Source organism: Staphylococcus sp. FSL K6-3157 (genome assembly GCF_038005145.1).
GTDB lineage: Bacteria > Bacillota > Bacilli > Staphylococcales > Staphylococcaceae > Staphylococcus > Staphylococcus equorum.
The window spans coordinates 481,930-506,232 of sequence record NZ_JBBOSM010000001.1; the positions used below are offsets into that span (position 1 = coordinate 481,930).

Consider the following 24,303-nt stretch of genomic DNA (forward strand, 5'->3'; position numbering starts at 1 on the left):
AAAAGGGGTATGAATAATGGAAAACAACAACATTCCGGCATTATCGTATAAAGGGAATGCAAGTTCAGCTGTGCCAATACTTTCACATGAAGCGGATATCCAAACAGTTACGGCAGAACAATGGTTAAAAATCTCTGATGAAGGTTTACAACTTGAAGGGCTATGCTTTGATAAAGATGGGAATCTACTTTTATGTGAAGTATTTGGAGGTACAATCTTTCACGTAGACCTGCCAGAGAAAAAAGTGACAACACTATTTCAATCACAAAAACAAAATCCAGCAGCAGTTAAAATACATAAAGATGGAAGACTTTTTGTTTGTTATTTAGGGGATTTTGAAAGCTCAGGAGGTATCTTTGCAGTAAATTCAGAAGGTGAACAAGAAGTTCCAATTGTTTCAGATATTGATACTGAATATTGTGTTGACGATTTAGTATTTGATAGTAAAGGTGGATTTTATTTTACAGATTTCCGTGGTTATTCTACAAATCCTAAAGGTGGTGTTTACTATGTGTCACCAGATTATAAAACGATCACACCTGTCATTCAGAATCTTGCTGTGGCCAATGGTGTGGCCTTAAGTACTGATGAAAAAACATTGTGGGTTACAGAGACAAATGCAAATCGATTACATCGCATAGATTTATTGGATGATGGTGTTACGATTGCGCCATTTGGTGCCTCTATTCCTTATCACTTCACAGGACATGAAGGTCCAGACTCTTGTTGCATTGATAGCGATGACAACCTTTATGTTGCAATGTATGGCCAAGGAAGAGTACTTGTTTTTAATAAAAAAGGTTATCCAATAGGTCAAATCTTGATACCAGGACGTGATCAAGGTCACATGTTGAGATCAACGCATCCTGCCTTTATTCCTGGTACAGATCAATTAATTATTAGTGCGAACGATATAGAAATGGGTGGGTATTCTTGGTTATTTACTGCTAAAGGTTTTGCCAAAGGACATCATAGTTACCAATTTCATTAAATTTAATTGAATAAACAGATATAGAAAAATGTAACTTCGACTCGGAGTTACATTTTTTCTATATTAATGTTTTTAATACATAGTCATTCCCTTTAATAAAGATTGGGGGAATATGATGTGACGAGTTATTTTAAAAAAGCGAGTTGTAAAAAATAGTGGCCTATGTGTATAAAAAAAGTGGTTTGGATGGTGTAAAATAACTACAAATGTGATAATAACTACCTTTAAATAATAAATACGCTGTTGAAAGCGCATAAAAAGTTAAGTATGATATAAAATAACAAAGGGGAGGTGCCTACTATTTTTAATAAGAAATCTAAAAATAATGGCGAAAAGATTAGAACAAAGAAAGAATTAGGACTTACATCTGCTTTAATTACTTTAATCATTATGATAACTTCAATGTTATTAACGGTAGCGGTGCTTGAGAAAGAGCCTCATATACCATTAATGATTGGTACGGCAGTTGCGATTATTATAACCATGTTACATGGATACGCATTTAGCGAAGTAGAAGAAATGATGTATAAGGGGATTCGACATGCATTACCTGCTATAGTAATCATTATTCTCGTAGGTCTAGTAATTGGTTCATGGATAGGTAGTGGTGTAGTAGCTACTATGATTTATTACGGACTGCAATTAATCGACCCAAGATATTTTTTAGTCGTAGTAATTGTGCTATGTGGTGTTGTGGCACTAGCTATAGGTAGTAGTTGGTCTACAATGGCGACAGTAGGTGTAGCATCTATGGGTATTGGTCTGAGCATGGGTATTTCGCCAGGTATGGTTGCAGGCGCAGTCATCTGTGGAGCTTACTTTGGTGATAAAATGAGCCCATTATCTGATACGACAAATTTAGCTTCTGGTTTGTCTGGTGTTAATTTATTTGAACATATTCAACACATGTTTTTTACGACGATACCAGCTTTGGTGATATCACTAGTTGCATTTTTCTTTATCGGTATACGTTTTGGTGATAAAAACTTTGACACCAAAAATATAGATGAAATACTGACTACGATGCAAGATAGCTTTGTGATTACACCGTGGTTACTCATAGTACCATTGGCAGTTATCGCACTTGTAGTAGTCAAAGTACCAGCAATCCCATCGATTTGCGTAGGTATTATATTAGGGTTTTTCGCGCAACTGTTTATACAAGGTGATTCCATTGTAGAGGGGTTAACAGCACTACAAACAGGTTACACGATTGAATCAGGCAATAAATTAGTTGATGAATTATTTAACCGTGGTGGTTTAGAATCGATGTTCTATACGATTTCACTTACACTTGTCGCAATGACATTTGGTGGCGTACTTGAATATTCAGGCATGTTAACTGCATTAATTTCGGTTATATTAAAATTTGCTAAATCTACAGGATCATTAATTGCATCTGTTATAGTGTCATGTATTGGTACAAACTTTACATGTTCCGAACAATACATATCAATTATCGTCCCATCCAGAATGTACGCAGGGGCATTTAAAAAGAAAAATTTACATGCTAAAAACTTATCCAGAGCTTTAGAAGATGGCGGTACATTAACGTCTGTGTTTGTACCATGGAATACTTGTGGTGTATTTATTGCTTCGACATTAGGTGTGTCTGTTATAGAATATGCGCCTTATGCAATTTTAAATTATACAGTACCAGTCATATCTATTATATTTGGGTATATTGGTTTTAAAATTATAGGATTAAGTAAAGAAGAAATTGAACAAAATAGAAAAGAAGAAGAGGCGAACCTAACATAATACAGCAATTTGATTTAAAAGCAGTCAACACGTTGATTTGTAACAGTTGTATTTAATTCAAGGTTAGTAATCTAAACAATATAATATGAATTAAGTGTATAAACATATATTTCTGATTAATTAAAATTGTCCGAATATATCGAAAAATAAATGCACTCTAAAGTTGAATGTAGTTTCAATTTTTAGGAGTGCATTTTTATGTTTATGGGTTTGTTTTCGATAAGTATTTAAAAATAATGAGGGTCTGTGTGTTGACGTTTTTGTAACGAGTTAATATTGAAATATTGAAATTTAAACGTATACTGGAAAGTATTAATTATGTTTCAAGTAGAGGAGATCGTGCATGGATATTAAACAGATGAAGTATTTTGTTGAAGTTGTAAACCAAAATAGTATGACAAATGCTTCCAAATCTTTATATATTGCTCAGCCAACAATTAGTAAAGCAATAAAAGATTTAGAAAAAGAATTGAACATGACACTTTTCGATCGCAGTAAACGACAACTTGCATTGACTGATGCAGGAAGAGTGTTTTATCAAAAAAGCAAAGAAATTTTAACACTCTATAATGATTTGCCTAGAGAGGTTAATAGTCTACTTGGTTTAGAAACGGGTCATATCAGTATAGGTTTATCTGCAGTGATGAACATGAATAAATTTATTCATATACTTGGTGAGTTTCATCAAAAATACCCAAATGTTACATACAATTTAGTGGAAAATGGTGGGAAGATGATTGAGACTCAGTTAATTAAAGATGAGATTGATATTGGTATCACCACAATTCCAGTGGATCAGTCCATTTTTCACTCTGTGTTGTTATATGAGGAAGAATTGAGACTCGTATTGAATAAAGAGCATAGATTAGCGAATTATGAACAAATAAACATGAGTATGTTAAAAGAAGAGGACTTTATACTATTTAATGAAGATTTCTATTTAAATGACAAAATTATTGAAGCGGCTAAAAATTCAGGATTTGTGCCAAATACAATTTCTAAAATTTCTCAGTGGAACTTTATTGAAAATTTATTAAGCGCACATCTTGGTGTGAGTATCTTACCAGAGAATATTGTGAATTTACTTGATGGTAATTTTAAAAGTATAAAAATTGATGACCCAGCAATGCGTTGGGAGTTGGGCGTTATATGGAAGAAGGATAAATATTTAAGTCATGCGACTAAAAAGTGGATTGAATTTATGAAACAACGATTATAAAAAGCACTTATATAGCTTATCGTTTTTCTAGTCAGTCTTGAGAGGGCAGGAAGAAATCAAATTTTGATTTCTTCCTGCCCTCGTTTTGTTTACAATAACGTAAATAATCAAATGAAAAGTCATGTAAGTGTTGTGATAACAGAGACTTTTGAATGAAAAGGGTGAATATTAAAAGTTTATTTTTAATATAATGAAATATAATAGACTTAATCGCTTACATGAATAAAAGTAATAGGTGTCATTGATAATCAATATTTTTATTATATTACGTACGGGCTTATACTAGTATATGTAATCAACAAAACACCAAATAAAAATGACGATAAAGGGATGATAAAAATGCAGATGTCACTAAAGGTAGTTAGAGTTTTATTTCAAATATTAATGATTATGGCTATTACGTATGCTGGAAATGTCTTGCAAAGTGTTCTGCACATTCCAATTGCAGGAAGCATCGTAGGCTTAATCTTATTTTTTCTCTTACTACAATTTAAAATTATCCCATCACAATGGGTTAGTAAAGGTTCGAATTTTTTCTTAACAACTATGGTATTTTTCTTTGTACCTTCCGTTGTAGGTGTCATGGATGTCGTATCTGAGATCAATTTAAATTTCATTTTATTCTTCGCAATGATTATTTTAGGAACTTGCTGTGTTGCTTTAATTTCAGGGTTTATAGCGGAGAAAATGGTTAGAACTACGGAATATGGGAATGGACAAGATTAGATGACACTTTTAAATGCTTTGATAATGATTGTCTTAACAATTGTTATATATGCTGGAGCTAAAAAATTACAGCAAAAATTTAAAAACCCGTTTTTAAATCCAGCACTCATATCTTCTATTGGTATTATTACGATCTTGCTTCTATTTAATGTAGATTATCAAGGTTATATGGTTGGCGGTCAATGGATTAATTATCTATTAAACTGTACGGTGGTTTGTTTAGCTTTTCCGTTATATCAGAACCGTCATAAAATATTAAAACATGCCAATATCATATTCAGTAGTGTCTTCTCAGCAGTGATATTAAACTTTGTGTTTATATTTTGCTTATTGAAAATATTAGGTTATTCAAGAGAAGTTATTATGACGATGTTACCACGCTCCATGACTGCCGCAGTTGGTATAGAAGTTTCAAACCAACTGGGCGGGGTAGATACGATTACTGTTATGTTTATCGTCGCGACAGGGTTAATTGGTAGTATATTAGGGTCTTATTTATTAAAAGTGGGAAGATTTAAGACCGCTATTGCAAAAGGTTTAACGTACGGTAATGCATCTCATGCATTCGGTACGGCACAAGCATTTGAAATAGATGGTGAGTCGGGTGCTTTTAGTTCTATCGGTATGATTTTAACAGCCGTATTAAGTTCTATTGTATTACCGATACTCGTCCTCTTATTATATTAAGTTTTAAAACGAACTAGATATTTTACTGCAAACAACATCAGAAGAATCAACGATTTAAAATGATTGAAATTTGAAAGGAGCTATTTTAAAAATGGCAAAAATTAAAGCAAATGAAGCATTAGTAAAAGCGTTGCAAGCATGGGATATTGATCATTTATATGGTATTCCAGGAGATTCTATAGATGCAGTCGTAGATAGTTTAAGAACAGTTAGAAATAATATTAAATTTGTTAACGTTAGACACGAAGAAGTTGCAAGTCTAACTGCTTCAAGTTATACGAAAGTGACTGGCAAAATTGGAGTAGCTTTAAGTATTGGTGGACCTGGTGTAATTCACTTACTTAACGGTATGTATGATGCGAAAATGGACAATGTACCTCAACTTATTTTAGCTGGTCAAACAGATAGTACAGCTTTAGGTACGAAAGCATTCCAAGAAACAGATATTAGCAAATTAGTTGATGACGTGTCAGTCTATAACCGTCAAATATCTGAAAATGACAAAGATATATTTGGTATTGTCAATGAAGCGATTCGTACTGCATATGAGAAAAAAGGTGTAGCCGTATTAATCTTACCGAATAACTTATTAACAAATAAAGTTAAAGATACAACAAATACAAAAGTGGACACTGCACCACTAGCACGTGTAACACCAAAACCACGTAGTATTAAAAAAGCAACTAAGCTTATCAATAAAAGTAAACGTCCGGTAGTACTTGTCGGTATGGGTGCCAAGCATGCCAAAGATGAACTACTTCAATTTATTGAAGCGGTGAAAATACCTTCAATTATCACGCTACCTGCGAAAGGTTTATTAGCGGATGCACATCCTTATAATATTGGTAATCTAGGTAAAATCGGAACGAAAACATCTTACCAAACAATACAAGATGCCGACCTATTAATCATGATAGGTACGAATTATCCTTATGTGGATTATTTACCTAAGAAAAATATTAAAGCAATTCAAATTGATAACAATGCTGAAAATATTGGCCATCGTTTTGATGTGAATGTGGGCATTGTTGGTGACAGTAAATTATCATTACTACAATTAACAGATTCAGTAAAACATGTATCAGAACGTGATTTCTTAACGAAAACATTAGAAAGAAAAGCAACTTGGGATGCATGGATGGCAAAAGATTTAGAAGATAACAGTAAACCAATTAGACCAGAACGTCTAATGGATGCAATTAACCAAGTAAGAACAGACGATGCAATCTTTTCTATTGATGTAGGTACATCAACAGTATGGTCAACACGTTATTTAAATTTAACAGTTAACAATAAATTTATTGTATCTAGTTGGTTAGGTACAATGGGTTGTGCATTGCCAGGTGCCATTGCTGCTAAAACAGCATACCCTAATCGTCAAGTTGTCGGTATTGCTGGTGATGGTGCATTCCAAATGGTAATGCAAGACTTTGCAACAGCAGTACAATATGACTTACCAATGACGTTCTTTGTGTTAAATAATCAACAACTTTCATTTATTAAATATGAACAACAAGCAGCTGGTGAATTAGAATATGCAATTAATTTCACTGATATTGATTACGCAAAATTTGCTGAAAGTTGTGGTGGCGTTGGTTACACATTAACTGACCCAAATAGAATTGACGAAGTAGTTGAAGATGCAATGTCGCAAGACCGTCCAACAATTGTCAACGTGTACGTTGATGAAACAGCAGCACCATTACCAGGCAAGATTGTGATGGATGAAGCAATGAATTATGGTAAATGGGCATTTAGATCAATTACTGAAGATGGAAAATTAGACCTAGAGGAGTTACCTCCAATGTCTACAGCGGTAAAACGTTTCTTCTAAACTTATATTTTAATTTAAAGCTACCAAACTATTTTATGCTTGGTAGCTTTCAGAGTGTCGACAAAGTCTCCGATTTTGTTGGCACTTTTTTGTGCACGCTTTCCGCGGGCACAGCCTCATCCTGTAGTCTTCGGCTAGTGCTTTTCCCGCAGGAGTCGGCACAAATTACTGCCATTTTTTACTTAGTATGTTACATAAAATTTTAGCGTTACATATCCTTATACATTAAAGTGGACACTTGAATGACTATTGAGTTAAATGTATAATAATATTCAAATATATACTTTAATGAGAGGTTGGAGGATATGAATAAAAATGAAACGTGTGAAGTTTTCTGTTATGACGAAAAAAAGGTTAATAAAGTACAGCATGATTTACAAAATATAGATATTTCCGGTGTTTCTCAACTTTTGAAAGCAATCGCAGACGAAAATAGAGCTAAAATTACTTATGCTTTATGTCAGGAAGAAGAATTATGTGTATGCGATATCTCAAATATCATAGGTGTGACGATCGCAAATGCCTCTCATCATCTTCGTACGCTTAATAAACAAGGGATACTCAAGTTTAGAAAAGAAGGGAAAATGGCTTTCTATTCGCTGGATGATGAACATATCAAACAGATTATGATTATGGCATTAACGCATAGGAAAGAAGTGAGCGCTAATGTCTGAGCAGCAAGACAAAGTAACAAATAAAGAAAGTAGTACATATCGAGTACAGGGTTTTTCATGTGCCAGTTGCGCAGGGAAGTTTGAAAATAATGTTAAAAAACTGCCTAATGTACACGATGCAAGTGTTAATTTTGGTGCCTCTCAAATCTCTGTGCAGGGTGAAGCAAGTATTGAAGAATTGGAAAAAGCCGGTGCATTTGAAAATTTAAAAGTAATACCAAAAACCACAACACGTACAACTTCGGATTCAAAAGATGAACAAGAAGAAAATATTCCGTTTTATAAGAAACATAGTACATTAATCTATTCGGCATTATTTATGTCGCTGGGTTTTATTTCCATGTTTATTAATGGAAATGAAAATATTATAACGGCGCTTTTATTTATTACATCAATGATTGTCGGCGGCGCTTCCATGATAACAACTGGTCTCAAGAATTTGATTCAATTAGAGTTCGATATGAGAACATTGATGACAATTGCTGTTATAGGTGGTGTCATTATCGGTGAATGGGCAGAGGTATCGGTTGTGGTGATTCTATTTTCAATTAGCGAATCATTAGAACGATTCTCCATGGATAGAGCCAGAGCATCGATTACTTCATTGATGGATGTTGCCCCGAATAAGGCTTTAATCAAACGTGATAACCAAGAAATGACTGTACATGTTGATGATATTGTCGTTGGTGATGTTATGATTGTAAAACCAGGTCAAAAAATTGCGATGGACGGTATTATAATTGATGGCTACTCATCAATTAATCAAGCAGCAATCACTGGTGAATCTGTCCCAGTTGAAAAGTATAAAGATGATGATGTGTATGCAGGCACACTAAATGAAGAAGGATTTCTAGAAGTAAAAATTACAAAACGAGTTGAAGATACCACAATATCCAAAATTATACATCTCGTGGAGGAAGCACAAGCAGAACGTGCACCGTCACAAGCATTTGTAGATAAATTTGCAAAATACTATACACCTGTGATCATAGTGATTGCGGCAATGGTTGCTGTATTGCCACCACTATTCTTTGAAGCAAGTTGGGATAAATGGGTATATCAAGGGCTTGCAGTTCTTGTGGTTGGATGCCCGTGTGCCCTTGTTATTTCTACACCAATAGCTATAGTATCGGCAATAGGTAATGCTGCGAAGAAAGGTGTACTTGTCAAAGGTGGTATTTACTTAGAAGAAATCGGAGCACTGAAAGCAATTGCATTTGATAAAACAGGCACTTTGACTAAAGGCGTTCCAGTCGTGACTGATTTCAAAGTTATCAATAATCGAGTGGATGAACGTGAAATAATGTCCATTATTACTGCATTAGAATATCGATCCCAACATCCATTGGCTTCTGCAATTATGAGTAAAGCGAATGCTGAACACATATCTTATTCAGATATTATTGTAGAAGATTTCTCTTCTATTACAGGTAAAGGTATAAAAGGTAGAATAGATGGTCGTATGACTTACGTTGGGAATTCAAAAATGTTTTCAGAGTTATTAACTGCAAATAACTCTGAAAATAAACTTAGAAATTTAATATCTTCTCTTCAAGCGCAAGGTAAAACAGTGATGCTAGCAGGGACGGATAAAGGTGTTGAAGTCATAATTGCTGTTGCTGATGAAGTGAGAGAAACGAGCCAACAAGCACTGCACAAACTACATCAGGTAAGTATTGAAAACACTGTCATGTTAACAGGTGATAACCAGAATACTGCGGGGGCGATTGGTAATCAAGTTGGTGTTACAGATATAAAAGCAGAGCTTCTACCTGAAGATAAACTTAAAGTGATTAAACAATTAAAATCCAAATATAAACGCGTGGCTATGGTTGGAGATGGTGTCAATGATGCGCCAGCTTTAGCAGCTTCGACAGTAGGTGTCGCTATGGGCGGAGCAAGCACGGATGTAGCACTTGAGACGGCAGATGTAGTATTGATGGGAGATGATTTGAATAAGCTGCCATTTACGATTAAACTGAGCCGTAAAACGCTGAATATCATAAAAGCGAATATTACTTTTGCAATAATAATAAAAATTATTGCATTGCTTTTAGTTATTCCAGGATGGTTAACACTTTGGATCGCGATACTTTCAGATATGGGTGCAACGCTACTTGTGGCATTGAATGGTATGAGACTAATGCGAGTTAAAGAAGATGAATAACATTTAAATAAATGATTTTTTCGTCAAACAATAAAAGCGAGTATTATTTAACAGTTTCGAGAAAGTACAATCTCTTGTCTGAAACGTCCTTCTCCTTGAATATAAGTTAAAAGCTTAATTTCTCAAAATTGATATTGAGAGATTAAGCTTTTTTATATACAATTACAGCGTAAAATATGAATAGAAGTGAGTACATCGTTCTCTGTAACTCGTCTATATATTAGGAATTTTGTATAAAAAATTAACAGACAAGCTTATTTCGCATAAAATAGGCTATATATGTATATAAATAGTAAATAGCGACGAACGTTAGTTTGAGTGAAGAAAGGAAGATCCTAATGTTTAAATCATTTTTTAAATCAAATCGTTTTAAAACGCCACATACATATGCATTATTATTAATAATTATTGCTTTTTCAAGCTTACTTACATACATAATACCGGCTGGGGAGTTCGCACGTGAGAAAAAGGACGGACAAACTCTAGTTGTTTCAGGATCTTATCAAGAAGTAGAACAGCATGGTGTATCATTTTTCGATATATTTCGTGCGATACCTGAAGGATTAATTAGTGGTGGAGAAATTGTATTTTACATCTTTTTAGTAGGTGGCGCCTTCGGTATCGTACATAAGACGGGTGCATTTGAAAATGGTGTCAATAAAGCGATGCAAGCATTAGGGAAGTATAAAGGGCTTATGATTCCTTTAACAATGACTATCTTTTCTATTCTAGGATTTTCTATTGGGCTAGCAGAAGAAACGATTATTTTCGTGCCAATTGGTATTATTATTGCCCGAACATTAGGCTATGATGCGCTTACAGGTGCTGCTATGGTAATACTTGGGGCAGCTAGTGGATTTATAGGTGGTATGCTCAATCCATTTACAGTCGGTGTAGCGCAATCTGTAGCTGAATTACCCATGTTTTCAGGTTGGGGGCTACGGACAATCATCTATCTGTTTATTTTAAGCGCCGCGATAATGACAGTAATGCTTTATGCTCGAAAAGTTAAGAAAGATAAAACTAAAAGTCTCGTTTATGAATTGGAACAAGCAGAAAGTAATCTAGAAACCCAAATGTCCACACCTCGATTTACAAAAAGACAGGCAATAGGTTTAGGTTTAATCGTTGCAGCGATTATATTAAACGTATATGGTATTTTTACTTATGGTTGGTCATTTAATGAAATGAGTGCGAACTTTTTACTAGCAGGTTTATTAGCAGGTTTCATTGGTGGTCTAGGGATGAATGGCACTTTCGATGCAATGATTGAAGGTATGAAAGATATACTATTTGGAGCAATGATTGTCGGCTTTGCTAAAGGTATTATTGTAATTTTAGAGAATGGTCAAGTCATCGATACAATTGTATATGGCATGACAACTTTATTAGCAGATATACCTTCTTCAATGGTAATCATAGCAATGTTTATATTACAATTTTGCTTGAATTTCTTTATACCATCAGGTTCAGGCCAAGCATTAACAACAATGCCCTTAATGGTGCCTATATCTGACTTATTAAATATTAATAGACAAGTTACTGTGCTTGCCTTCCAATATGGCGATGCGATTAGCAATGTTTTATTCCCAACGTCGGCAATACTCATGGGCGCATTAGCTGTTGGGAAAATCACTTACACACAATGGCTGAAATTTGCGTGGAAATTAATTGTGATATGGGTAGTAATTTGTAGTATCGGGATGTCTATCGCATTAATAATCGGCTGCTGATTGCACATCATAGTGAAAAGAAGTTATAACATTTTGAAAAATAGAATGCGAATGGATATTGTATAAATTTTTGAAATAGTATATAATAAATTAAAACAAATCGTCATATTGCGTGTTACTGGTTAAGCAGGCATGAGCAAACAAAGCGACTATCGGGAATAGTCTGTTTGCTCATGCCTTTTTGTGTGCGTTTTGGCGAAAAAGATAGAGAAGGGATGTTTTTGTGTATGTTTAAAAAGTTTTTTGGACAATTGCAACGTATTGGTAAAGCGTTAATGTTACCAGTCGCAATTTTACCAGCCGCTGGTTTATTACTAGCAATTGGTACAGCAATTCAAGGGGAGTCCCTACAACAATACCTTCCATTTATACAAAATGGAGGAATTCAAAGTATCGGTGAAATGATGGCTGGCGCAGGTGGTATTATATTCGATAATTTGCCAATCATATTTGCGATGGGTGTTGCAATCGGGTTAGCTGGTGGTGATGGCGTTGCAGCTATTGCTGCGTTTGTCGGCTATATCATTATGAATAAAACGATGGGTGCATTTTTACATGTGTCACCAGATAACGTAAATGATGCAGCGAGTGGTTATGCGAGTGTCTTAGGTATACCAACATTACAAACAGGGGTGTTTGGCGGTATTATCATTGGGGCGCTTGCTGCTTGGTGTTATAACAAATTCTTTAATATTTCATTACCATCATATTTAGGGTTCTTTGCTGGTAAACGTTTTGTGCCAATTATGATGGCACTGACTTCTTTTGTATTAGCATTCCCTATGGCTTTAATATGGCCAACTATTCAAACAGGATTAAATGCATTTAGTGAAGGGTTACTTGATGCCAATACAGGTTTATCTGTATTCTTATTCGGCTTTATCAAACGTTTATTAATACCGTTTGGTTTACATCACATTTTCCACGCACCGTTTTGGTTTGAATTTGGTTCATGGACGAACGCAGCAGGAGATATTATTCGTGGTGACCAACGTATCTTTATAGAACAAATTCGTGAAGGAAGTCATTTAACAGCTGGTAAATTTATGCAGGGTGAATTCCCGGTAATGATGTTTGGATTACCTGCAGCAGCTTTGGCTATTTATCATACAGCGAAACCTGGAAGTAAGAAAGTTGTTGCTGGTTTGATGGGTTCTGCAGCTTTAACTTCGTTCTTAACTGGTATTACGGAACCATTAGAATTCTCATTCTTATTCGTAGCGCCATTATTATTCTTTATTCATGCAATACTGGATGGTTTAGCGTTCTTAACTATGTATCTATTAGATGTGCATTTAGGATATACATTCTCAGGTGGTTTTATAGACTTTGTATTATTAGGCGTGTTACCGAACCAAACAAATTGGTGGCTTGTGATTCCAGTAGGACTGGTATACGCAGTAATTTACTACTTTGTATTCCGATTCTTAATCACAAAATTCAATTACAAAACGCCTGGTCGTGAAGACAAGCAAGTTGAAGCTTCTACAGCAACAGCGAGTGAATTACCATTTGAAGTATTAGATGCAATGGGTGGCCAAGAGAATATTAAACATCTTGATGCTTGTATCACACGCCTACGTGTTGAAGTGAAAGAGAAGAGTAAGGTCGATGTTGCTGGATTGAAAGCATTGGGTGCTTCTGGCGTGCTTGAAGTAGGTAATAATATGCAAGCAATATTCGGTCCTAAATCCGATCAAATCAAGCATGATATGGCTATGATTATGAAAGGTGAAATTACAAAACCAACTGAAACAACAGTACCGGTTGAAGACGATAATAAAGTTACACATATGGACGATTTGGATGAAGTGGAAATTTACTCACCAGGTAAAGGTCAAATCATACCTTTATCAGAAGTACCTGACCAAGTGTTCGCTCAAAAAATGATGGGTGATGGTGTAGGATTTGTTCCTGAAGATGGAGAAATTGTGGCACCATTTGACGGTACAGTGAAAACAATATTCCCTACAAAACATGCGATTGGTATAGAGTCAGATGAAGGTATAGAATTACTTATTCATATTGGTATTGATACTGTTAAATTAGATGGTTCTGGCTTTGAAAGTATGGTGAGTACAGGAGACACAATTAAAAAAGGTCAAACGCTAATGCAAGTTGATTTAGACTATATTAAAGCAAATGCACCTAGTATTGTGACACCATTGATATTAACAAACTTAGAAAATCGTACACTTGAAATAACTGATGTATCAGAAGTGAAATCACAACAATTGATTATGACAGTTAAACAAGACTAAATAATCATATTATATAGCATCTCAAACAGTTCGAATTGATAAAAATTCGAACTGTTTTTTATTTTTTAAGATAAAATGTTGAAATATTCTGAAATTATAAATATCATAGGGATTATGATTATATTAAAAATGAGGGTGAAATTATGAACTATAGACCATCAATGCAAGTGATGCCTAAAGTAACACTTATGCCACCAGAGTTAAATATGGCTGAAGCATTATATCAAACAATTAAAGAAAATTTTTCACACTTAGAACCATTTTTAGAATTTATTACTGAAGATGTCACAGTGCAAGACGAAAGTGCATATTTGAAAATGATGATTCAACAACATGCAGACAATACAGGTCGCTTATTTCTTATTTACTATGAAGATGATCTTATAGGTACCATAGATTTACATAAAATAGATACGAAGAATCGTAAAGCAGAAATTGGTTATTGGATTGCTGAAAGTTATTCAGGTAAGCAAATTACAACAACATGTGTAAAGCGTATGTGCCATTATGCTTTTGAAACATTAGGCTTAAATAAATTGACTATTTTAGCTGATGTTCGAAATATACCAAGCAATAAAGTTGCTGAAAAAGTTGGCTTTTCTTTTGTTGCTACAGATTATCAAGATGTATTCGATGGAGAAGTATTTAGAGATATGAACCGTTATATATTATTAAAAGAACATTTCCACTAGAATAAATTGAACACTTTTATCACATTTGAAAAATATGATTTTGAAAGGGGGGTGGATATGGATATCACAAGAGGGATAAACCATATTGGATTGACAGTACCAGATATTGAAGTTGCAACTACATTTTTCAAAGAAGCTTTGGATGGCAAGATAGCCTATGATAGTCAAACCAAAGCTGATGATTCGCGATCAGGTGCATTTGTAGAACATGTCTTAGATATAGAACAAGGAGCAAAAATTATAAAAAAACGCATGATGGTGTTTCATAATGGACCTAATATAGAAATGTTTGAATTTAAAGATGCTACTCAACAAAGTCCGGCATCACTACAAGATATTGGTTTTACACATATTTCATTTTACGTAGATGATTTTGAAACAACTTTTAATCAAGTGAAGCAAGCAGGAGGCGAACCGATTTCGGCACCACACAGTAATACAAAATATGAAGATACAGCAAATAATAAAACAGTATATATACGCACGCCATGGGGGAGTTTAATTGAATTACAGACCATCCCTAACGGTTATTATTATCCAAATGCTAGTGAAGCTGAAGTGTTTATACCTAAAAAATAAATATTATACTTTAATTAAGGGGAATCGATGATGTTACAAAGAAAATTAAATATCGCGAATTTAAAGACACCTATTCATAAATTAGAAGCACTAAGTCAGTCATTAGGTAAAGACATCTATATTAAAAGAGATGACTATACAGGAACCGAAATTTCAGGCAATAAGGTAAGGAAATTAGAATATACAATACAGTATGTATTAGATAACGGTTATGATACAGTCATTACAACTGGAGCAATCACATCTAATCATGCGCGTGCAACTGCTGCTGTCTGCGCGCAATACAATATAGAATGCCATTTAATATTGAGAGGAACTAAGAAGTACTATGAAGGGAATTTGTTTTTGGCAACGATGTTAGGCGCTCATATACATTTTATAGAACCTAGCGCTTCAAGAGAAGAAACGATGGAAATATTGTATAGAGAATTAGAAGAAAGTGGCAAAACGCCATTTAAAATACCTGCTGGCGCATCTGACTGGATAGGCGCTCATGGTTATATTAATACTTATGAAGAAATATTAAACCAAGAAATCACGATGGGCGTTCAGTTTGATTCTATTAATTTAGCGGTAGGTTCTGGTGGGACGTATGCTGGTCTTTGGTTTGGCAAAACGAGTAATAATTTAGCGACTCAAATCATTGGCTATGCTGTAAATAAAAATGCTGAAACCTTTAAAAATAAAGTGATTGAGATTATTAAAGATTTAGACAAGGACACGGTCTCATTTGAATCGATTTTAATCAAAGATGATTATATTGGTTTAGGATATGGCCAAGCAACGGATGAAGAACTCCAATTTTATATCGACATTGCGCAACAAGAAGGAATAATATTAGACCCCACATATACTGGAAAAGCTTTTCGAGGGCTTGTTGAGGAAATAAAACAAGGTCATTATGATGATCAGCAATCCATTTTATTTATTCATACAGGTGGTTTACAAGGTTATACGCAAGAGATAAGAACGCGTATCGAACAATTACTGTTAAAAAACACCAAGTCACTATAATAGTTGTATGCTATATTTTAAAATATAATATGTTCAATTGCTAAAAGGATAGTAGCTATTTTAGAATATTGGGTTATTGTATTTTCGAAGCAAATACGTTGATTATTCATCTGAAAATGTTTCATAATGAGATACAATTTGTGTGACGAGGATGGTGTTTAAAAATGACGCGAACATTGACTACGATAGAATCATTTCACGCGTTTGTTAACAATCATAAATTGGCGGTTATACATGTAATGAGAGACAATTGTAGCGTTTGTCATGCAGTGTTACCACAAATAGAAGGACTTGTAGGTGAATATCCTAATGTGTCACTAGGGGTTATAAACCAAAGTAATTTAGAAGCTATCGCTGGTGAACTATCGATATTTACTGTGCCAGTAGATTTAATATATTTAGATGGAAAAGAAATGCACAGACAAGGTCGCTTTATTGATATGCAACGATTTGAACATCAGTTGAATTTGATGTATCAAAGTATAGATTAATACATTTTAGCGTATAATTTCTTTCTATTTAAAATCGGTACAATTATATAAATTAATACAAAAATAAGACACCTCGTTTTAAAGTTACTCTAACATGACTTTAAAACGAGGTGTCTTATGTATAAAAATTATAATATGACTCAGTTAACACTACCAATGGAAACTGAAATTTTGATTCCTAACAATGATATCGCACATGCAGTTAATCAAATTGTTGAAACAATCCCAGAAACAGAATTCTACGAATTCAATTACTTAAATAGTGCATCACCTTATCACCCTAAAATGATATTGAAAGTAATTCTTTATGCTATACACAATCTATATTTTCTGGACGAAGAATTGAAGCTACACTTTCAGATAGTATTCGTATAATGTGGTTATCTCAAAATCAAAAGCCATCATATAGAACAAAAACTCATTGATAATGAGTCCATCTTTGTGTTGTTGATACTTGAAATAACACAAAATAATTAAATTGTTTAAAATAAAAATGTGAGTAATTAGATAAAAAGTTTCATATTTCTTATGAATAATGTATGATAAAGAATATTAATAGCACAATAGGGGGATGTATATGCGAATAGAAAGAATCTGTCCTGATGAAGCAGAGGAACTATATACTTGTATGAAGAAAATCGACCAAGAAACGCAATATATGTTGTATTTGCCAGATGAACGTAGCTTTGATAAAGAAGTATTTATTGATGATATTAAGCGTAATTTTTATATTGGTGTTAAAACAGATGACAATGAAATCTTAGGATATCTTTCTGTACATATTAGTACATTATTTAAGGTGAAACATATTGGTTATATTATGACAGGACTCGTTAACAATAAGCAGCAGCAAGGTTTATCAACAAAAATGTTTGATGAAACAATTAGGTGGGCAAAGCGCAAGGGGTTAAGACGCTTAGAATTAAATGTAATCACATCGAATACACCTGCTATAAATTTTTACGAAAAATTAGGATTTAAAATCGAAGGTATTAAGCGTGAATCAATTTATATGGATGAACATTACTATGATGAACTCTATATGGCAATGATATTGGATTAGGATTTTATTCCTAATGCTACGCGCATGTTGTAGATGTCAGGCGAAAAGACAAGGTAAGGTTGAGAAATCAACGATATATACATAAATTTAAAATATTGAATATAAGTAATTGCTTTTACTAAAAATATGAACTACTTTATTATAAAATATATATCAGACGAATTGAGGAGGTTATATATTTTGTTTAAAAAAATTGTAGGATTAACGAGTGTTGGCGTAATAACTTCCTACTTTTATGCTAAGGCAAAAGAAAAACGTAGCTATAAAAGCTTTTTATATGAAGCAACAATAAGAGCTACACAAATGAAAAAGCCATTTGAAAGTGTAGAAAATGCGAAGAAAATGTTGAAAGTTGTGATGAGAGATACAGAAGGGCCACACAAAGGCACGGATTATAGCTTTCGAAACGATGTTCGAACTACAACTATACAAAATGCAACGACGTATGTAGTGAATGATAAAGCAGATAGCCAACAACGAGTTGTATTGTATTTACATGGAGGTGCGTGGGTCCAAGACCCTATTAAAACACACTTTGAGTATATAGATATAGTTGCAGATGAATTGGACGCGAAAGTCATTATGCCTGTATATCCCAAAGTACCACATGCAACTTACAAAGAGACGTTTAGATTGCTTACTGAAATCTATAAAAATATAATTGCTCAAGTAGAACATCCACAACAAGTGATTATCATGGGTGATTCGGCGGGCGGTCAAATTGCATTGTCATTTGCACAATATATCAAAACATTAAACTTAGAACAGCCAAGTAACATTGTATTGATTTCTCCCGTTTTAGATGTGACCTTATCTAATCCTGAAGCACCTGCGTATGAAAAAATAGATCCTATGTTAGCTATTAAAGGTACGCAGTATTTCATAGAATTGTGGACAGGCGATACACCATTAACAGATTGGCGAGTTTCTCCAATCAATGGTGCATTAGATGGCTTAGGACATATTACGATTTCAATAGGTACAAAAGAAACGTTATATCCAGATGCAGTGAAATTATCGAACTTATTAAATGAAAAAAACATCGAACATGATTTCTTACCAGGTTATAATTTATTCCATATTCATCCAATCTTTCCAATTCCGGAAAGACGACAATTTTTAGAACAACTAAAGCAAATTATCAATAATCATTAAGAATAATTTATCTTTTAACCTAAAAATCTTTATAAATTAAGCTATATAAATAAAAGGACTTTCCATTTTTTTTGGAAAGCCCTTTTAGAGTGCCGATAAAGTTTGGGGTTTGTTGGCAGTTTTTTGTGTACGCATTCCGCTGTCACAGACTCAGTCAGTGGTCTTCGACTAGTGCTTTATTAACTAGTCAGGAGTCGGCGCAAAGCACTGCCATTATTAAACGAAAAAATATAATCAAACATTCATTGTTATTGTCTAAATTTATATATAAAATATTGTTTCTTGAGTTATTTGAGGAAACGACATGGGTTAGCAGTATTACTTGTTTTTTAAATAAGTTGGTAAAAATTCTGTGTATAAGTCAATAAAAGCTAAGTACACATCTTTTTCTACATATTCATCTACTTGATGCGCTTGGCTGACTAAACCAGGACCATACATAATAAATGAGAAGTCTTCGTCCTTATCTACAAGTAGGTCGGAGGCATCGGTTACACCTGGTGAAGCTTCCAAAGGTAAATCAGCATTTAAATATTTTGTGCCCATTTCGCGTGCTAATTCTGCTAGTTTATTTTGGCCAGTTGTATAAACAGGTGGTCTAGACATATAAGTATCGATTTCAATATCTGTCTGATCAGTTTCAACTTGTTTTAAAATTTCATTAAAATAAGAAATAAATTGTTCGTTATCATGCTCTGGAATTGTACGGATATTAAATTCTGACTCAGCGTGTTCTGGAATAGAGTTCACTTGGTTACCGCCATTAAAGATAGTAGCATTCATAATGGCATTACCTAAAAGGGTATTACTTTTATCGAATTTTTCAAATCCTTCATCCGCTTTATAAACAAATTTCACAAGTGGCGAAATTGCATTGAAACCAAGATGTGGCATGGAACTGTGTGAAGCTTTACCTTTTGAAGTAACACGAATGTCCATTGAACCTTTATGTGCATAAACAATTCTATCCTGAGATGGTTCGGCAATAACGAGCGCTTCTACATCTTTCATATAGCCTTGCTCTTGGAAAGCTTTTGCGCCTTCACCGACGATTTCTTCGCCTGCAGTTGCGAGCAAACGAATTTTACCATGGTCTAATAATTCTTGTTCTTTGATATCAATCAAGCTGATGACCAATGCAGCAAGTCCTGATTTCATATCTGCAGAACCACGTCCATAAAATTTATTATCTACTTCAGTTAATTTGAATGGATCATATGTCCATTTATTTTTATCGCCTTCTGAAACGACGTCCATATGTCCAGAAATACCTAGAACTGGTCCATCTTCACCAATCTCTGCTATTAAATTTGCGCGTGTATCGTTGATTTTAATTATTTTGGAGTCGATACCATGTTTAGATAATAAATCTTTAAGATATTCACAAACTTCAATTTCGTGATCATTTACAGATTTAATACTTACTAAATCTTCTAGTATTTGAACTTTTTCTGCTTCTGAAAATTTACTCATCTTAATAAAACCCCTTTTCTTTAAATAATAACCATCTATCAATTTAATTATATCTGAAGATTCCGACTAATTAAATTTTAACGTACTGAAAAAGAAGATGAGTACTGAAAGAAAATTTCATTTGAGTTTTTATTTATATTTTGAGCGTACATCGTATGTTTAACAAAAAAATCATACATGGCTCTTAGATTGAGTGTAATCTAGGGACCATGTATGAGAATTAACATTGTGTGATAAGGCTTTTGTTTTCAATGTATTTGTAAGATTAGATTGTAATTCATCAGGTACGCTATTACTTTCAGTTGATGTTTTACCTGATGAAGATTCGTTATTGTATTCTACATTTTCAAGGTTTGTAGGATTGGCAGTATCTAAAACTGCACCCTTCATATCATTACCTTGAATACTACCAATTAAAATCATAATGAGATAGCTAAAAGTGATAAGAAATACAACACCAAGATATATAGAAACTACTAATTTCACAGATTTACTCATAAACTGCCTCCTACATAGATTTATTGTTTCCTACACACATAAGATAACATTTAAATTTTAATAACATGTTAAGAAGTAGTAAATATTATATATTTATTTATGGTAAAAAACATCAATACTAAATTAAATTTAAATTTTTCGATAAAAAGTATTTATTTTTTCTAAAAATACAAATACCATTATATAAGGCTTTATATAGATAAAAGATGAATATTACATCTAATGTAAATTTGAATTTACGAATAATTAATCAATTCTTCAAACAATTTATATTAAATCAATAACTACATGGTAGCATAACAGTATTGATAGGTAGGAATTGTTAAAATATTGTGAATGATATTTTTAGTTGATACATCTTCACTATGTATTAATAACATGCTTAACCTACTTTGATATTTACATAAAATTAAATACGCTGCTGAAAAGAGGGATGAAATTTGCTACTCATCATCATATGTGTAGGTCTAGTACTTTGGCTAGGTATTGTTGAGAAAAAACAACATTCCTACAGATTAGAAAAAGTTCCAATACGCATAAATATAAATGGTATAAGAGGTAAATCCACTATAACTAGGTTGATTTACAGTACACTACGTGAGGACGACTACCGAGTAATAGGTAAAACAACAGGAACAGATGCACGTATGCTGTATTGGTTTACGCCAAGAGAGTATCCAGTTTATAGGAAGCCTCAAGGAGCAAATATCGGCGAACAACGTGACATTATTCGTAAAGTTGTAAAACAAAAAGCCAATGCCTTAGTAAATGAATGTATGGCAGTTAATCCAGATTATCAAATTACATTTCAAAAAGACTTAGTGAAAGCAAATATAGGTGTGATTGTTAATGTGATGGAAGATCATATGGATGTGTTAGGGCCGACATTAAACGAGGTTGCCGAGGCATTTACAGCGACCATTCCATACAAAGGTCATCTTGTAGTAATGAAAGATGACTACACTAAATTTTTTGCTAAAGTTGCTAAAAAACGTAAAACAAAATTAATTGTTGTTGATAAAGAAGATGTTCCTGAATCCTATCTAAGAAAGTTCGGTTACATCGTATTCCCAGATAATGTTGCAATTGCTATGGGCGTTGCCGAAGCGCTGGGTATAGATCGAGATACAGCCTTGCGTGGCATGCTCAATGCACCACCTGATGTTGGAGCTGTTGAAGTTAAATACTTTAACGCTAATCATTCAACTAATGTTTATGTTAATGCATTTGCTGCAAATGAGCCAAAATCGTCAAAAGCAATATTAGACAAAGTTGAAACTTATAATTATCCATATAAAAAAATTGTACTCATATTAAATTGTCGTTCCGACAGAATCGACAGAACGAGACAGTTTTGTGAAGATTTTTTAAAGGATGTCGAATTTGATACATTAATTTGTACAGGTAAAAGTACTCAAATGGTCAATGATGTAATGAAAGGGCAGACTAATAAGAAGTATTTAAACTTCGAAGGTAAAGATATAAAAGAAGTTGAGAGCGCATTATATAAAGAGTCACAAAATGCCTTGGTTTTCTGTGTGGGTAACATTCACGGACCAGGTAAACAAATAGCGCAATATATAGAAGGGATCAAATAATATGATAGGTTCAGAGTTATATTTTTCATTATTTGTGGGTATTGTACTAAGTCTAATCTTTGCCGAGAAATTTGGTATTAGTCCAGCTGGTTTAGTAGTACCAGGATATTTAGCTTTGATTTTTGATCAGCCGATAATGTTACTATCCGTACTCATTATTAGTTGCATTACATATTTCATTGTTAATCATGGTGTAAGCAAAATCGTAATTTTATATGGTCGTAGAAAATTTGCGGCAATGATACTTACTGGTATGGTATTAAAGTTTGTATTTGACATCATTTATCCCTTAACCCCATTTGAAATGGTAGAAATGTCAGGGATTGGCGTTGTTATTCCAGGTATCATAGCAAATACAATTCAAAAACAAGGTGTCATTATTACTTTATCTACATGTATGTTATTAACATGTATTACTTATGTCATCTTATTCTTTTATAGCTTTATCAATTAGTAAGGAGCATAAATATGAAGCAATCTAAACGATTTACTATAGAGGAACGGGTATTAAAATGGACGAAACGTCACAAAAAACGCAACTCTATATACACCGGCATTATTTTAATAGGGGCAATTGCACTTTTAATATTCACTATGTCATCACAAGAAGTTGAACCAGTTCAAGCTATGAAGAAAGCCAAAGATGATATAAGGATGACTTATTTAGGTAATATAGAAATGAATAAGCACATAAGGAAAAACAATATTAACGACACCTTTAGCCCGATAGAAAGTGTTTTAAATGCAAGTGATTACTCAACAGCAAGCTTAAAACTCACCAATTTTTCAGAAGATAGAAAAACAAATATTAATAAGAATTTAGAGAATGTCATGTTTTTAAGGGGGTTAAATATTAAAAGTTTAAATATTATTAACCAGGTCACTGATAATATAACAGCGAGAGAGTTTGGTAGAGCGGTAGAAGGGCAGGCTGGTTATAATTACTTAACTGGAAATGGTTCGAATCCTATTAATAGTAAAACAGTACAACAAACAGTTAAAGGTAAAAAAGTTGCCAATGTTTCGTTTACAGATGTTGATTCTGATTACACTGACTCCTTGAAGAATACAACTTCGGTAAGTTTAGAACCGAATATTTATATTCCATTAATCAAAAAGTTAAAAGAGGAAAATGATTACGTTGTAGCCAATGTCGACTGGGGAATAACGGATGAACGTGCTGTTACAACGCGACAAAAGAAATATGCACATTCACTTGTTGATGCTGGTGCAGATGTAATTATTGGTCACAACTCAGTGATTCAACAGATTGAAAAATATAAGGGTACTAGTATTTTTTATAGCCTTGGTAACGTAACTTCTGAGGATTTTTTATCTAAAAATAAACAAGGCTTGGCTGTTCAACAAAATTGGAATGGTAAAAATTCAGAATTTATGGTAACACCAATTAAATCACAGGGTGGAAAAATAACAGAATCCAATCCTAACAAAGTGGAAGAAATTAAATTATTGAACAATATTGAAAGCAAAAGTGTAAATCTAAAAAAAGAGAATGGAGGTTACGTATATGAACATTAAAACACAATGGGTGAGTATTACAGTAGTTTCAATAGTATTAGTTATCTTTTTATTAATTGTATTTGCTCAAGCAAATGAAGGTTTAGATCAATATGAACAAAATGAACTTAAAACATCGCATCACCAATATTTGTCTAAAGGAGCTTAA

At 33.5% G+C, this 24,303-nt stretch carries 22 protein-coding genes and 1 pseudogene; 21 read left to right on the forward strand and 2 right to left on the reverse strand.

Annotated elements, in window-relative coordinates; translation table 11 throughout:
* Positions 1-16: 16 nt before the first annotated feature.
* The 17 genes and pseudogenes from MHB47_RS02115 to MHB47_RS02195 all read left to right on the forward strand — a co-directional run bounded on the left by MHB47_RS02115 (position 17) and on the right by MHB47_RS02195 (position 19,047).
* Positions 17-991, forward strand: a complete 975-nt coding sequence (locus tag MHB47_RS02115) for an SMP-30/gluconolactonase/LRE family protein (protein WP_340754797.1) — start codon at positions 17-19, stop codon at positions 989-991.
* Positions 992-1,282: 291 nt separating this feature from the next.
* Positions 1,283-2,752: a Na+/H+ antiporter NhaC gene (nhaC, locus tag MHB47_RS02120; protein ID WP_340754799.1), complete on the forward strand. Its 1,470-nt coding sequence runs from the start codon at positions 1,283-1,285 to the stop codon at positions 2,750-2,752.
* Positions 2,753-3,095: 343 nt separating this feature from the next.
* On the forward strand, positions 3,096-3,971 hold the full coding sequence (gene cidR / locus MHB47_RS02125; RefSeq protein ID WP_340754801.1) for a cidABC operon transcriptional activator CidR: 876 nt from the start codon (positions 3,096-3,098) through the stop codon (positions 3,969-3,971).
* A 339-nt stretch (positions 3,972-4,310) separates the two neighbouring features.
* On the forward strand, positions 4,311-4,697 hold the full coding sequence (locus tag MHB47_RS02130) for a CidA/LrgA family protein (protein WP_002511542.1): 387 nt from the start codon (positions 4,311-4,313) through the stop codon (positions 4,695-4,697).
* Positions 4,698-5,384 (forward strand): LrgB family protein, encoded by a 687-nt coding sequence (locus MHB47_RS02135; RefSeq protein WP_340754803.1) that lies wholly within the window; start codon positions 4,698-4,700, stop codon positions 5,382-5,384.
* Positions 5,385-5,475: 91 nt separating this feature from the next.
* Positions 5,476-7,218, forward strand: coding sequence for a pyruvate oxidase (locus tag MHB47_RS02140; RefSeq protein ID WP_340754806.1), 1,743 nt, complete (start codon positions 5,476-5,478; stop codon positions 7,216-7,218).
* Between the two features lie 305 nt (positions 7,219-7,523).
* On the forward strand, positions 7,524-7,892 hold the full coding sequence (locus MHB47_RS02145) for an ArsR/SmtB family transcription factor (RefSeq protein WP_340754808.1): 369 nt from the start codon (positions 7,524-7,526) through the stop codon (positions 7,890-7,892).
* Positions 7,885-10,059, forward strand: a complete 2,175-nt coding sequence (locus MHB47_RS02150; RefSeq protein ID WP_340754810.1) for a heavy metal translocating P-type ATPase — start codon at positions 7,885-7,887, stop codon at positions 10,057-10,059. The genes MHB47_RS02145 and MHB47_RS02150 overlap by 8 nt, the downstream gene beginning before the upstream one ends.
* 338 nt (positions 10,060-10,397) lie before the next feature.
* Positions 10,398-11,792: a YfcC family protein gene (locus MHB47_RS02155; RefSeq protein ID WP_340754812.1), complete on the forward strand. Its 1,395-nt coding sequence runs from the start codon at positions 10,398-10,400 to the stop codon at positions 11,790-11,792.
* Between the two features lie 227 nt (positions 11,793-12,019).
* Entirely contained in the window at positions 12,020-14,053 is a 2,034-nt protein-coding gene (gene ptsG / locus MHB47_RS02160) for a glucose-specific PTS transporter subunit IIBC (RefSeq protein ID WP_340754814.1), read from the forward strand.
* A gap of 143 nt (positions 14,054-14,196) precedes the next feature.
* The gene (locus MHB47_RS02165) at positions 14,197-14,745 is read left to right on the forward strand and encodes a GNAT family N-acetyltransferase (RefSeq protein WP_340754816.1); all 549 of its coding nucleotides are present in this window, start codon (positions 14,197-14,199) and stop codon (positions 14,743-14,745) included.
* Positions 14,746-14,802: 57 nt separating this feature from the next.
* Positions 14,803-15,324 (forward strand): VOC family protein, encoded by a 522-nt coding sequence (locus MHB47_RS02170; protein WP_340754818.1) that lies wholly within the window; start codon positions 14,803-14,805, stop codon positions 15,322-15,324.
* 30 nt (positions 15,325-15,354) lie between these two features.
* Complete coding sequence (locus MHB47_RS02175) at positions 15,355-16,338, forward strand: D-cysteine desulfhydrase family protein (RefSeq protein WP_340754820.1); 984 nt, start codon at positions 15,355-15,357, stop codon at positions 16,336-16,338.
* Positions 16,339-16,502: 164 nt separating this feature from the next.
* Positions 16,503-16,829, forward strand: coding sequence for a thioredoxin family protein (locus tag MHB47_RS02180; protein ID WP_021338614.1), 327 nt, complete (start codon positions 16,503-16,505; stop codon positions 16,827-16,829).
* Positions 16,830-16,946: 117 nt separating this feature from the next.
* A pseudogene (locus MHB47_RS02185) lies at positions 16,947-17,242 on the forward strand (transposase); the annotation flags it as partial.
* A 164-nt stretch (positions 17,243-17,406) separates the two neighbouring features.
* Positions 17,407-17,892: a GNAT family N-acetyltransferase gene (locus tag MHB47_RS02190; protein WP_056935924.1), complete on the forward strand. Its 486-nt coding sequence runs from the start codon at positions 17,407-17,409 to the stop codon at positions 17,890-17,892.
* A 180-nt stretch (positions 17,893-18,072) separates the two neighbouring features.
* Positions 18,073-19,047, forward strand: a complete 975-nt coding sequence (locus MHB47_RS02195; protein ID WP_340754824.1) for an alpha/beta hydrolase — start codon at positions 18,073-18,075, stop codon at positions 19,045-19,047.
* Between the two features lie 318 nt (positions 19,048-19,365).
* On the opposite strand, the gene MHB47_RS02200 is transcribed toward MHB47_RS02195, so the two are convergent.
* Both MHB47_RS02200 and MHB47_RS02205 read right to left on the reverse strand, forming a co-directional pair.
* Entirely contained in the window at positions 19,366-20,520 is a 1,155-nt protein-coding gene (locus MHB47_RS02200) for an ArgE/DapE family deacylase (RefSeq protein WP_340754826.1), read from the reverse strand.
* A gap of 171 nt (positions 20,521-20,691) precedes the next feature.
* Complete coding sequence (locus MHB47_RS02205; RefSeq protein WP_340754828.1) at positions 20,692-21,018, reverse strand: hypothetical protein; 327 nt, start codon at positions 21,016-21,018, stop codon at positions 20,692-20,694.
* 440 nt (positions 21,019-21,458) lie between these two features.
* On the opposite strand from MHB47_RS02205, the gene pgsB reads away from it, so the two are divergent.
* Genes pgsB through MHB47_RS02225 form a run of 4 tightly spaced genes read left to right on the forward strand, consistent with a single transcriptional unit; the run spans position 21,459 to position 24,303 of the window.
* Positions 21,459-22,616 carry a poly-gamma-glutamate synthase PgsB gene (pgsB, locus tag MHB47_RS02210; protein WP_340754830.1) on the forward strand — a complete coding sequence of 386 codons (1,158 nt, stop codon included), beginning with the start codon at positions 21,459-21,461 and terminating at the stop codon, positions 22,614-22,616.
* Between the two features lies 1 nt (position 22,617).
* A complete protein-coding gene (gene pgsC / locus MHB47_RS02215; protein ID WP_002506667.1) occupies positions 22,618-23,070 on the forward strand; it encodes a poly-gamma-glutamate biosynthesis protein PgsC in 453 nt (150 codons plus the stop codon).
* Positions 23,071-23,084: 14 nt separating this feature from the next.
* On the forward strand, positions 23,085-24,155 hold the full coding sequence (locus MHB47_RS02220; protein ID WP_340754832.1) for a CapA family protein: 1,071 nt from the start codon (positions 23,085-23,087) through the stop codon (positions 24,153-24,155).
* Positions 24,145-24,303: a hypothetical protein gene (locus MHB47_RS02225; protein WP_002506669.1), complete on the forward strand. Its 159-nt coding sequence runs from the start codon at positions 24,145-24,147 to the stop codon at positions 24,301-24,303. Before MHB47_RS02220 ends, MHB47_RS02225 begins: the two co-directional genes overlap by 11 nt.

Coding starts and splice junctions, on each gene's coding strand:
- MHB47_RS02115 (WP_340754797.1), top strand. CDS start 17: ATGGAAAACAACAACATTCCGGCATTATCGTATAAAGGGAATGCAAGT.
- cidR (WP_340754801.1), top strand. CDS start 3,096: ATGGATATTAAACAGATGAAGTATTTTGTTGAAGTTGTAAACCAAAAT.
- MHB47_RS02130 (WP_002511542.1), top strand. CDS start 4,311: ATGCAGATGTCACTAAAGGTAGTTAGAGTTTTATTTCAAATATTAATG.
- MHB47_RS02135 (WP_340754803.1), top strand. CDS start 4,698: ATGACACTTTTAAATGCTTTGATAATGATTGTCTTAACAATTGTTATA.
- MHB47_RS02140 (WP_340754806.1), top strand. CDS start 5,476: ATGGCAAAAATTAAAGCAAATGAAGCATTAGTAAAAGCGTTGCAAGCA.
- MHB47_RS02145 (WP_340754808.1), top strand. CDS start 7,524: ATGAATAAAAATGAAACGTGTGAAGTTTTCTGTTATGACGAAAAAAAG.
- MHB47_RS02150 (WP_340754810.1), top strand. CDS start 7,885: ATGTCTGAGCAGCAAGACAAAGTAACAAATAAAGAAAGTAGTACATAT.
- MHB47_RS02155 (WP_340754812.1), top strand. CDS start 10,398: ATGTTTAAATCATTTTTTAAATCAAATCGTTTTAAAACGCCACATACA.
- ptsG (WP_340754814.1), top strand. CDS start 12,020: ATGTTTAAAAAGTTTTTTGGACAATTGCAACGTATTGGTAAAGCGTTA.
- MHB47_RS02165 (WP_340754816.1), top strand. CDS start 14,197: ATGAACTATAGACCATCAATGCAAGTGATGCCTAAAGTAACACTTATG.
- MHB47_RS02170 (WP_340754818.1), top strand. CDS start 14,803: ATGGATATCACAAGAGGGATAAACCATATTGGATTGACAGTACCAGAT.
- MHB47_RS02175 (WP_340754820.1), top strand. CDS start 15,355: ATGTTACAAAGAAAATTAAATATCGCGAATTTAAAGACACCTATTCAT.
- MHB47_RS02180 (WP_021338614.1), top strand. CDS start 16,503: ATGACGCGAACATTGACTACGATAGAATCATTTCACGCGTTTGTTAAC.
- MHB47_RS02190 (WP_056935924.1), top strand. CDS start 17,407: ATGCGAATAGAAAGAATCTGTCCTGATGAAGCAGAGGAACTATATACT.
- MHB47_RS02200 (WP_340754826.1), bottom strand. CDS start 20,520: ATGAGTAAATTTTCAGAAGCAGAAAAAGTTCAAATACTAGAAGATTTA.
- MHB47_RS02205 (WP_340754828.1), bottom strand. CDS start 21,018: ATGAGTAAATCTGTGAAATTAGTAGTTTCTATATATCTTGGTGTTGTA.
- pgsC (WP_002506667.1), top strand. CDS start 22,618: ATGATAGGTTCAGAGTTATATTTTTCATTATTTGTGGGTATTGTACTA.
- MHB47_RS02220 (WP_340754832.1), top strand. CDS start 23,085: ATGAAGCAATCTAAACGATTTACTATAGAGGAACGGGTATTAAAATGG.
- MHB47_RS02225 (WP_002506669.1), top strand. CDS start 24,145: ATGAACATTAAAACACAATGGGTGAGTATTACAGTAGTTTCAATAGTA.